Annotated in this window: 9 protein-coding genes; 8 read left to right on the top strand and 1 reads right to left on the bottom strand. The window is 33.4% G+C overall.

Annotated features, from left to right (window positions below; translation table 11 throughout):
- Positions 1-237: 237 nt before the first annotated feature.
- From DNC80_RS00375 to DNC80_RS00360, 4 genes are all read left to right on the top strand, one after another.
- Positions 238-3,687 carry a T9SS-dependent choice-of-anchor J family protein gene (locus DNC80_RS00375; RefSeq protein WP_182648269.1) on the top strand — a complete coding sequence of 1,150 codons (3,450 nt, stop codon included), beginning with the start codon at positions 238-240 and terminating at the stop codon, positions 3,685-3,687.
- A gap of 178 nt (positions 3,688-3,865) precedes the next feature.
- Positions 3,866-5,236 carry a DNA recombination protein RmuC gene (rmuC, locus tag DNC80_RS00370; protein WP_182648267.1) on the top strand — a complete coding sequence of 457 codons (1,371 nt, stop codon included), beginning with the start codon at positions 3,866-3,868 and terminating at the stop codon, positions 5,234-5,236.
- Positions 5,237-5,241: 5 nt separating this feature from the next.
- Positions 5,242-5,607, top strand: coding sequence for a 6-phosphogluconate dehydrogenase (locus DNC80_RS00365; protein WP_182648265.1), 366 nt, complete (start codon positions 5,242-5,244; stop codon positions 5,605-5,607).
- A complete protein-coding gene (locus DNC80_RS00360) occupies positions 5,608-6,162 on the top strand; it encodes an acyl-CoA thioesterase (protein WP_182648263.1) in 555 nt (184 codons plus the stop codon). It abuts the gene before it with no gap.
- 102 nt (positions 6,163-6,264) lie between these two features.
- Here DNC80_RS00360 and DNC80_RS00355 read toward each other — a convergent pair whose 3' ends face one another.
- On the bottom strand, positions 6,265-7,179 hold the full coding sequence (locus tag DNC80_RS00355) for a TIGR01777 family oxidoreductase (RefSeq protein WP_182648261.1): 915 nt from the start codon (positions 7,177-7,179) through the stop codon (positions 6,265-6,267).
- Positions 7,180-7,298: 119 nt separating this feature from the next.
- On the opposite strand from DNC80_RS00355, the gene DNC80_RS00350 reads away from it, so the two are divergent.
- Genes DNC80_RS00350 through DNC80_RS00335 form a run of 4 tightly spaced genes read left to right on the top strand, consistent with a single transcriptional unit; the run spans position 7,299 to position 10,679 of the window.
- Positions 7,299-7,958: a TetR family transcriptional regulator C-terminal domain-containing protein gene (locus DNC80_RS00350; RefSeq protein WP_182648259.1), complete on the top strand. Its 660-nt coding sequence runs from the start codon at positions 7,299-7,301 to the stop codon at positions 7,956-7,958.
- Positions 7,958-9,265 (top strand): AarF/ABC1/UbiB kinase family protein, encoded by a 1,308-nt coding sequence (locus DNC80_RS00345; RefSeq protein WP_182648257.1) that lies wholly within the window; start codon positions 7,958-7,960, stop codon positions 9,263-9,265. The genes DNC80_RS00350 and DNC80_RS00345 overlap by 1 nt, the downstream gene beginning before the upstream one ends.
- Entirely contained in the window at positions 9,265-9,399 is a 135-nt protein-coding gene (locus DNC80_RS00340) for a DUF2256 domain-containing protein (RefSeq protein ID WP_144888895.1), read from the top strand. Before DNC80_RS00345 ends, DNC80_RS00340 begins: the two co-directional genes overlap by 1 nt.
- Entirely contained in the window at positions 9,375-10,679 is a 1,305-nt protein-coding gene (locus DNC80_RS00335; RefSeq protein ID WP_182648255.1) for a DASH family cryptochrome, read from the top strand. Before DNC80_RS00340 ends, DNC80_RS00335 begins: the two co-directional genes overlap by 25 nt.

Genomic DNA, 10,679 nt, shown 5'->3' with positions numbered 1-10,679 from the left:
TCTTAAAGCACAAACACACCTAATTATAATAAACAAAAATCTCTTTTTTCAATTTAAGTTGTTTAAGAAAATCTTGAACAGCTTTTTTTATTATCAGGAAACCTTACTAATTGAAAAAGATCTGATACTTTTAATAACTTTCTAAATACTCCAAAATTTAATTAAAAACCTGTAACATATAATATTGGCTTAACTTTGGGAATTGTAAATTTGCAGGCTAATTACAATTGTAACCCAATGAAACACAATTACACATGGAACCATATTATGGTTTTATTTATTTTTTTTATGGGCTTCACGCCAAATCTTGAAGCACAAGTAACCCAACCTACACCTCAAGACTTACCTTTTACTCAAAACTTCTCTACACTTGATGCCACATCAACTACCTATTCAGCAGGATTTCAGGGGTGGAAAACAGCTACAGCTCCATCAGGAAGCAGTTTACCCGGAGGTACAACGGCATACCTTACTACTGGTGTTTTACTTGCAGATCAACAGTTAGTATCAAGTAGTAGTGCTAGCAACTCTTCTGGCAGTACTCATAACTATAATGGAAAGATTGGTATATTAAACACTGGTAGTAATGACTTTGCCATTGGTTTAGCTATCAACACAGCTGGCAAATCAGGCATTGAAATGCAATACAATGCTATGACAATTCGTAATCCGTATAGTGTTCCCCCATCCACGACAAATACAAGGATCAATGAAATGTCCTTACAATATAGAGTAGGCACGATTGCCGATTTTATAACAGTGCCAAATACTGCCTATCAAAATAACACTACAACACAAATTGCGTCTGGAGTAACTACACCACAAAATCAACAACTTATAAAAGTTTTACTCCCGTCCGAATGTAACAACCAACCTATAGTTCAAATCAGATGGATTTCCAGACAAGTTTCAGGAGGAGGTGCCCGTCCATCTTTTGCAATTGATGACATTAGTATTCAAAATGATAACACTCCCCCACTATATGCTGCTGGTCTCCCTAAAATAAATACAATTCTTTCAACAGGTTTTAATTTTGTGACTAAAATCAATGAACCAGGAAAAACTTTTTATGTAGTGCTTCCTGCTGGCAGTACTGCACCTAGCATAGCACAAATAAAGACAGGAAACGATGCTACCAATACTGCCGCAATAAAATCTGGATTACTAACCATTATTGACCCAGAAGTTGAATACACACAAAGTCTAACCGGTTTATCTATAGGTACATCTTATGATTTATATGCCATTTCAGAAGATGGATCTGGTAATACGCAAGCGTCAAGTACTGTATTGAACGTTACTACAGCATCAGTAGCTGTACCTTCTATAACGCCAACAGTATCAAATTTAAACTTTGGTTTCGTTGAACAAAATACAACAAGTACTCCACTACAGTATGACATTCAAGCTGAAAATTTAACCAATGATATCACAGTAACGGCAACAGGAAATTTCGTTATATCTAAAACAGAAACTGGTACTTATGTAAACAGTTTAAACTATGGTGTTAATGAATTTACTAATGCAGCTTTAGCAAAAGTCTTTGTGAAATTCACACCAACAGCTATAGGAACGGTAACAGGTACTATTACCCATCAAACAACTGGTGGATCTAATAAAACTGTTGCTCTTACAGGCAAAGGAATCAATCCATATTTCCAAGATTTTAATGATCCAAATGTACTTACTAATAGTGGCTGGACAGAATACAGTGTTGCTGGAAATAACTTAAAATGGACTAGTACGAATACACGCTTTAATAGTTCTCCTGCAGCCGTTCAAATGAATGGATATGCAGAAAACGGAGCTAGTAAAGACTGGTTGATTTCTCCCGTATTGCGTTTAAATGCTTTTGATAAATTTCCATTGTTATCTTTTTACGCTCGAAAATTTTTCTCTGGAACGCCTCTTAAATTGATGGTTTCAACTAACTATGACGGAAAAAGCAATCCCGAAACAGCAACTTGGACCGCCATTGAAGGAGATTTTCCAACCACAACAGGAACTTTCAAACAATCACAGTTCATTAACCTTGAAGCCTATAAAACAAATACTACTTATGTGGCTTGGGTATATGAATCTGCTACATCTGGAGGAACTGATAGTGCCGAGTGGACTATTGATGATGTGAGAATAGCAAATGAAACTACTTTTATTGCCTCAAACCCTAACTTAAATTTTGGAGAAATTAGTCCTAATACCACTTCTACTAGTCAATCGTTTATATTCATGGCGGGTGGTTTCGGAAACATAACTATTAATGCTCCAGCAAACTATGAATTATCAACAGACAATAGTGTTTTTACAACTAGCCTAGTTGTAACTGCTGTGGATGCTGTGATAGGTAAATTAGTATATGCGCGTTTCGTACCAACTTCAAAGGAATTGAGTATCTCTGGTCCATTAAAAATTACAGGAACGGGACTAAATCAAGAAATTGGTTCTTTTAAAGGGTCTTCATTACCAAAAACTGAAACTTTTGACATTGTAACTTATAATTTAGAATTTTTTGGTACTGATGTTAAAGACACTAGCGGAACTGAATTCGGTCCAACAAATGATGTACTTCAAATAGATAATGTTGCAAAAGTAATTAATACAATGAACGCTGACGTGTATGCAGTTCAAGAAGTGTCAGATGATGCCGCATTAGAAACTTTGATCCAAAAAATAAGTGTTAATGGAAAAACATTTGCAAAATCAGTTTCTCCTGTATGGTCTCGCTCCTTTCAAGCACCAGATCCTAACTTTCCTCCACAAAAACTGGTAGTGCTGTACAATACTCAAACTACAACCGTAAAGAAATCTCGTGTCATGTTTAGTAAACTTTATGATGAAGTACGTGCAGGAACAAAAACGTTACCTAACTACCCAAGTACAGGTGATAGCTTTTATTCTTCAGGTCGTTTGCCGTATATGGTTGAAATAGAGACAAACATTAATGGAGTTAAAAAAGACCTTACCATTATTAATCTTCACGCTCGTGCAAACAGCGGTAGTGATATTGCTCGATACAACATGCGTAAGTATGATGTAGAATTGTTAAAAGACAGTCTTGATGTAAATTATCCTAATGCAAATATTATTCTTCTTGGCGATTACAATGATGATGTTGACCAATCTGTAATTGCAGGAAATCCGTCTTCTTATCAAAAATTAGTAGAAGACACCGCAAGATATAATACACTGACCTTAGACATTAGTAAAGCTGGTGCATTTAGTTATTTATCATCTGGAGGATTTTTAGATCATATTTTAGTGTCTAATGAACTTACTGATGAGTATGTTACAAATTCTACAGTAGTATATGACCCTAGAAATGATGTTCCAAATTATGTTACTACAACCTCAGATCACGGTCCTGTAATTGCTCGTTTTGAATTAAAAGCTGATCCTGTATTAAGTGTAAATGATGTTTTACCAACGAATAAAACAATCGTGAAAATGTATCCTAACCCAGTATCAGATATATTAAACGTTTCATTAGATTCATTTGAAAATGAAAAAGTGAAACTTCAATTTTATGATGTTTTAGGAAGAGCCATTGGAATGCCAATACAATTGAGTCCAAGATCAAACAGAGACAATTCCTCTATTGATGTATCTCAATTACCTACAGGTATTTACATATACTCACTTTCCGTTGGAAATAAAATTATTCAAACTGATAAAATCATAAAAAAATAATTTAAAGCAGACATATTAAAAAAGCCAGATTTCAAGTACATGAAATCTGGCTTTTTTGTTGCTATAAAACTAAAAACAGGTTAATACACTTGCGAATTATTTTGAAACAGTTATTTGATTTTGTATCTAAATAGCTAGAAAGTTTTTCTTAATTTTACAGTCTTACAAAAGAAATTTTATGTCAACTTTACTTCCTTTTTTATTTATTTTTTTGGTTGCATTAGGTCTCGGAATATTTCTGGGAAAACTCATTTTTTCTGCTCGATTTCAGTCTGAAAAAATTGGATTAGAAGAAAAACTAATTGCTTACACCAGCCAATTCAATCAACTTAAGGAACAAGTTCAAGTAGACAAAGTAACTTTCGAAAAACAACTGGAGAGCGCCACAATTGCGAAAGAAGCAATTCGGAATGAAAAAGACAGTTTAGCGATTCAACTTTCAAAAAAAGAAGTAGATTTCGAAAATCTTTGGGAACGAAATAAAGAACAAAAGGAAGAGGTAGAAAAACTACAAGAAAAATTTACAAAGGAATTTGAGAACCTTGCCAATAAAATATTAGACGAAAAATCGAATAAATTTACGGAGCAAAACAAAGAAAACATGAAAAACATCTTGTCTCCACTACAAGATAAAATTCAGTTATTCGAAAAGAAAGTAGAAGATACACACAAAGAAAGTATTGATTATCATGCGGCTTTACGCCAACAAATACTGGGCTTACGCGAAATGAATATTCAAATGAGCAAAGAAACAATTAACCTCACCAAAGCATTAAAAGGCGATAGCAAAATGCAAGGAAATTGGGGTGAATTAGTTTTAGAACGTGTTTTAGAAAAGTCAGGCTTAGAAAAAGGAAGAGAATATGAAGTACAACAAGCCTTTACCACCGAAGATGGAAACCGCGTATTTCCTGACGTTGTAATTAATTTGCCGGATGGTAAAAAAATGATCGTCGACTCTAAAGTTTCCCTTACGGCTTACGAAAAGTATATTAATGAAGAGGAAGATATAGCAAAAGCTGGATTTTTACGCGAGCATGTCAATTCAATCAAACGTCATGTGGAGCAATTAGGAAATAAAAATTACCATGACCTCTATCAAATGGAAAGTCCTGATTTTGTGCTGCTTTTTATTCCAATAGAACCGGCATTTGCCATGGCGCTAAATGAAGATACTACGCTTTATAACAAAGCTTTTGAGAAAAATATTGTTATTGTCACGCCAGCTACTCTCTTAGCTACTTTACGAACTATTGATAGTATGTGGACCAATCAGAAACAGCAAGAAAATGCACTAGAAATTGCGAGACAGGCAGGTGCACTTTATGATAAATTTGAAGGATTTGTAGCCGATTTAATCAAAATTGGTAAAAAAATAGACGAAACTAAAACAGAATATTCAGGCGCAATGAACAAACTAGTTGATGGAAAAGGTAACTTAATTGTCAGCGTCGAAAAATTGAAAAAAATGGGAGCCAAAGCTAAAAAAGCACTTCCAGAAAGTATATTAAATAGAGCCGAAAAAGACGATAATCAATTACTAAACTAAACAAAATGAGAAAATTTTTAATGATTACAACAGCAATGATTCTATTATTTATTGTTGGATATTTTACTTTTTTATACAATGCTACCTATAGTGAAGGAGTTCGTTCTGGCGAATTAATTAAAGTCAGTAATAAAGGAGTCGCTTTTAAAACTTGGGAAGGAGAAATTAGTCAAGGAATTTCAGGAGCACAAATTTTCACCTTTTCAGTATTAGATAGCGAGGAAAAAGTAATCTCAGATTTACAGTCGTTAGAAGGTCAATATGTTCAAGTAAATTACGTAGAACGATACCGTACTTTTCCATGGTGGGGCGATACACGCTATTTCATTACTGATGTTAAAAAAGTCAACTCGCCATTTAAAATAAAATAAATGAATCAGACATTTAAAACTGTTGCTTCGTCTAATATCACTATTTCTGAACTCATGTTGCCTTCGCATACCAATTTTAGTGGTAAAATACACGGTGGTTATATATTGTCGCTTTTAGATCAAATTGCTTTTGCTTGTGCCTCAAAATTTTCAGGAAATTATTGTGTAACAGCATCAGTTGATACCGTAAATTTCTTAAAACCTATTGAAGTTGGTGAACTAGTGACCATGAAAGCTAGTGTGAATTATGTGGGTAAAAGTTCCATGATTGTGGGCATCAGGGTAGAAGCCGAAAACATTCAAACGGGAAAAATAAAACACTGTAATTCCTCCTACTTTACAATGGTGGCAAAAAACAGCGACGGCGAAAGCGTTACCGTACCTGGACTCATCTTGTCTAACCAGAGTGATTTGAGACGTTATTTTAACTGCGTTAAGCAAATTGCTTTAAAAAAAGAAAAAGACTTACATGAAGAAATTTTTGACCATAATTCACCTGCAGCCATTGCTAGCCTTGATGTCCACAATGTAAAGCTCGATATAGAATTTCACTAATAAAGGTTTTGAAAAAATAAAGATATTTCAGAATTTCTAGAACGAAACTATATCAAATACAAAGTGAAATATCAAAAACAAAAAAAATGTTAACTAATTTTGTTATTTTGTTAAACAATTCCTCAAAGCGCCTTCCAGATTTTTAAACTGAAATTGAAAACCAGTTTGCTCTATTTTTTCAGACGAAACTCTCCTACCGGTAAGTACAATTTTTGACATTTCTCCCATCATAAACTCTAAAACAAATACAGGAACATTGGGCAACCAAATAGCGTAACCGTATACACAGGCAAGGGTTTTCGAGAAAATAGTATTAGTAGTATTGTCTTGTATGGCAGCATTGTAGGCTCCGTTCATGGTTTCATTTTGCATGGCATGAAAATACATCTCACATAAATCATCTACATGAATCCAAGGCATATACTGTTTTCCAGTACCAAGTGCAGATCCTAACCGAAGTTTAAAAACTGTGGATAACTTATTCAATACACCATCCTTTTTACCCAATACTAAGCCTGTTCTTAACTTAACAGTTCTAATATTTCTATTCTCTATAAAATCAATTGCGTCCTCCCATTTTTGACAAGTGTAGCCTAAAAAATCATTTTCTGGAAGCATTGTTTCTTCACAAATCTCCTCGCCATTAACAGCACCGTAAATACCAACTGCAGAGGCAGATATAAATGCGTCAAGCTTTTTATTGTGTTTCTTGATCGTAGTGTATAATAATAAAGTAGATTGTTCCCTACTTTCAATTATAGCAGCTTTACGTTTTGCAGTCCATCTTTTCTCAGCGATGTTCTCTCCAGCAAGGTGTATAATAAAATCTGCTCGCAAAACTGCTTGTTCATCAATGGTTTGATTTTCAACGTCCCACTTATAATAAAAAACCTTTTCAAGGTTAGGTCTCAAAGTCCTTGTCAAAATGGATACTGTAAAGCCCTTTGATAAAAGCAAAGTCGTCAATTGCCTTCCTATAAATCCTGTTCCGCCACTTATTAATACGTTCTTTTTCATAATAGTGTAAAGCTAATGATTTTTTAAAGATATAAAATTATAATAAATTTTGTTTAACTTTATTAATATATAGTTAAACATTCACTACCTTTATACCTTAATTTGAAATAAACACTAAAATGGCTACCAAGAAAACAGCAATTACAAAAGATAAAATAGTTTCATTGTATATGGATTATGTGCTAGAACACAGTGAAAAACCTAAGTCCGTATATACTTTTAGCAAATCAAATGATTTTACTGAGACTGATTTTTATGCCTACTTTGGAACTATTGAGAGCATCGAAAAGGAAATTTTCAAAATGTTTATAGAAAAAACAGTAGAACTACTGCATAAAAACAAAGAATATGAGATGTATGACATGAAGAGTAAAATGCTAAGTTTTTATTTTACTTTTTTTGAGATTCTAACTGCCAATAGAAGTTATGTCGTTTTAGTTTTAAAAGAACACAACAATCAGCTCAAGAAAGTGATGCAACTTTCTGGATTGAGAAACAGCTTTAAAAATTTCCTTACCGAGATTATCGCTGATGATTTTAGAACACAACAAGAACGTTTACAAAACTTTCAAGAAAAAGCTTTTCAAGAAACGTCTTGGATACAACTTTTATTAACCTTGAAGTTCTGGCTTGATGATGCTAGTCCAGCATTTGAAAAAACAGATATCTACATTGAAAAATCTGTTAAAGTAACTTTTGAGTTGATGAATATTGCTCCGATAGACAGTTTAATCGATTTTGGAAAATTTATTTTCAAAGAAAAAATATACAACAAGTAATGAAAACAATAGACTATATACCCACTTCAAAAATTGAGCGGGCAACTAAATTAGTACAAACAGGTGCAAAAGTTGGCGTAAACTACCTTAAATATTATGGTGGTAAAATGGTCAACTCTGATATGACTCGTGATCAATTGAATGAAGATAATGCCGAGGATATTTATGATGGACTTAAAAGCCTAAAAGGGAGTGCGCTAAAAGTAGCACAAATGCTCAGCATGGATAAAAGTTTTTTACCACAAGCTTACGTTGAAAAATTCTCATTATCTCAGTTTTCAGTTCCGCCATTATCTGCTCCACTGGTTTTAAAGACATTCAAAACTAATTTTGGTAAAACACCGTATGAAATATTTGATGAATTTAATGCTAACTCTGTAAATGCGGCTAGCATAGGACAAGTACACGTTGCGGTTAAAGACGGTAAAAAATTAGCGGTAAAAATTCAGTATCCTGGTGTGGCCAATAGCATATCATCTGATTTGTCTATGGTAAAACCTATAGCTATACGAATGTTTAACCTGCAAGGGAAAGATTCTGATAAATATTTCAAGGAAGTTGAAGATAAATTGATTGAGGAAACTAATTATTTATTGGAACTAAAACAAAGTCAAGAGGTAGTTGAAGCGTGCCAAAAAATTGAAAATTTAGTTTTTCCGAGTTACTATCCGGAGTTTTCGTCAGAGAAAATCATTACCATGGATTGGATGACCGGAAAACACTTATCTGAGTTTACAAAAATAAACACAGATCAAGTGGCATCTAATAAAATTGGTCAGGCATTATGGGATTTTTATATGTACCAAATTCACATTCTGAAAAAAGTTCACGCAGATCCTCATCCAGGAAACTTCTTGGTAGATGAAAACAATAATCTTGTAGCACTTGATTTTGGATGCATGAAAAAAATTCCTACCGAATTCTACATTCCATATTTTGAGCTTATTGATAAAAAAGTAATCAACGACCCTAAAATATTTAATGCTAAATTATTTGAACTTGAGATTTTAAGAACAGATGATACCAAAGAGGAGATAGCTTATTTTACAACTATGTTTCATGATCTGTTATCCTTATTTACCCAGCCATTTCAAGCATCAACATTTGATTTTTCTGACGAAAGCTTTTTTGAAGATATTGCAGCACTAGGGGAACGTTTTTCAAAAGACACCAACCTGAGAAAGATGAATGGAAATAGAGGTTCTAAACATTTTATATACATGAACAGAACATTTTTTGGGTTGTACAATTTAATGTTTGACTTAAAGGCTACAGTAGTTGTCAATGAGTTTGAAAAATACAACTAGTGAAAAAAGAGCATTTACCCTCAAAGATGTGCCTAGTTTGTAATAGGCCCTTCAACTGGCGGAAAAAATGGGAAAAGGTTTGGGAAGACGTAAAATATTGTAGTGAAAAATGCAGAAGAAACAAAAAGGTTTAGTTTGGTTTAGAAATGATTTAAGAGTTCAGGATAATGAATCACTTAAAAATGCAATTGATACTAATGAGACGGTTGTTGCTGTATATTTTTTTGACCCAAGACAATTTGAAGAAACACAATTTGGATTTAAAAAAACAGAAAAATTTAGAGCGAAATTTTTAATTGAATCTGTGGTTGCTTTACGCAAAAATCTAGAAAAACTAAACATTTCATTATTAGTTTACCAACAAAAACCTGAAGATGTAATTCCAGATTTAGTTCAAAAAAAAGAAATTAATTCCGTTTATTTTCAAGAAGAATGGACAAGTGAAGAAAAGCAAGTTGAACTAAATATTAAAGAAAAAACAGAGGATTCAGTAGAATTTAGAACTTCTTACAACCAGTTTTTATTTCATCCTGATTCCATTCCATTTGATATTGAATCGATACCAAATGTTTTTACACAATTTAGAAATAAATGCGAAAAATCAGCTCGAGTTAAATCTTTATTTGTGCCAAAAAGTAAATCTAAAGAAAATTTAGTGCCAAATGACACTAAGATTCCTACTCTACAAGACTTAGGATTAGAAGATTTTGAATTAGATTCTAGAACTGCTTTTCCGTTTCGTGGAGGTGAAGATGCAGCTTTATCTAGATTACAAGGTTATTTTTGGGATAGCGAAAAGTTAAGCGTTTATAAACTCACTCGCAATGGATTGATTGGCGCCGATTTTAGCTCGAAATTTTCGCCTTGGTTGGCTAATGGTTCTATTTCGGCCAAAACTATTTATTGGGAAATCTTGCAATACGAAAAAGAGGTAGAGAAAAACGAATCTACATATTGGTTAATTTTTGAGTTGATTTGGAGGGATTATTTCAAATACATTTCATTAAAAAACGGGAATTCTATATTTAAACTTGGTGGGATTTTAAACCGAGATTATGAATGGAAAAATAATAAATATGCAATTACTAAATGGATAAATGGTACTACCGAAGAGTCATTTGTAAATGCAAATATGATTGAACTAAAAGAAACGGGCTGGATGAGTAATAGAGGCCGACAGAATGTTGGGTCTTATTTTGCCAAGGAACTGTGTTTGGATTGGCGTATTGGCGCTGCCTATTTTGAATCGCTACTACTTGATTATGACGTACATAGTAACTACGGGAACTGGATGTATGTTTCTGGAGTAGGTAACGATCCCAGAGATCGCAAATTCAACATTAAATTACAAGCGTCTAATTATGACGGACAATCCAAGTTTCAAAATTTATGGTTGCAAAACAAACTATTCTAA

The sequence above is a fragment of the Flavobacterium sp. SOK18b genome (assembly GCF_014156605.1).
Taxonomy (GTDB): Bacteria; Bacteroidota; Bacteroidia; order Flavobacteriales; family Flavobacteriaceae; genus Flavobacterium; species Flavobacterium tiangeerense.
This window is presented reverse-complemented; position numbering and strand designations above follow the sequence as displayed.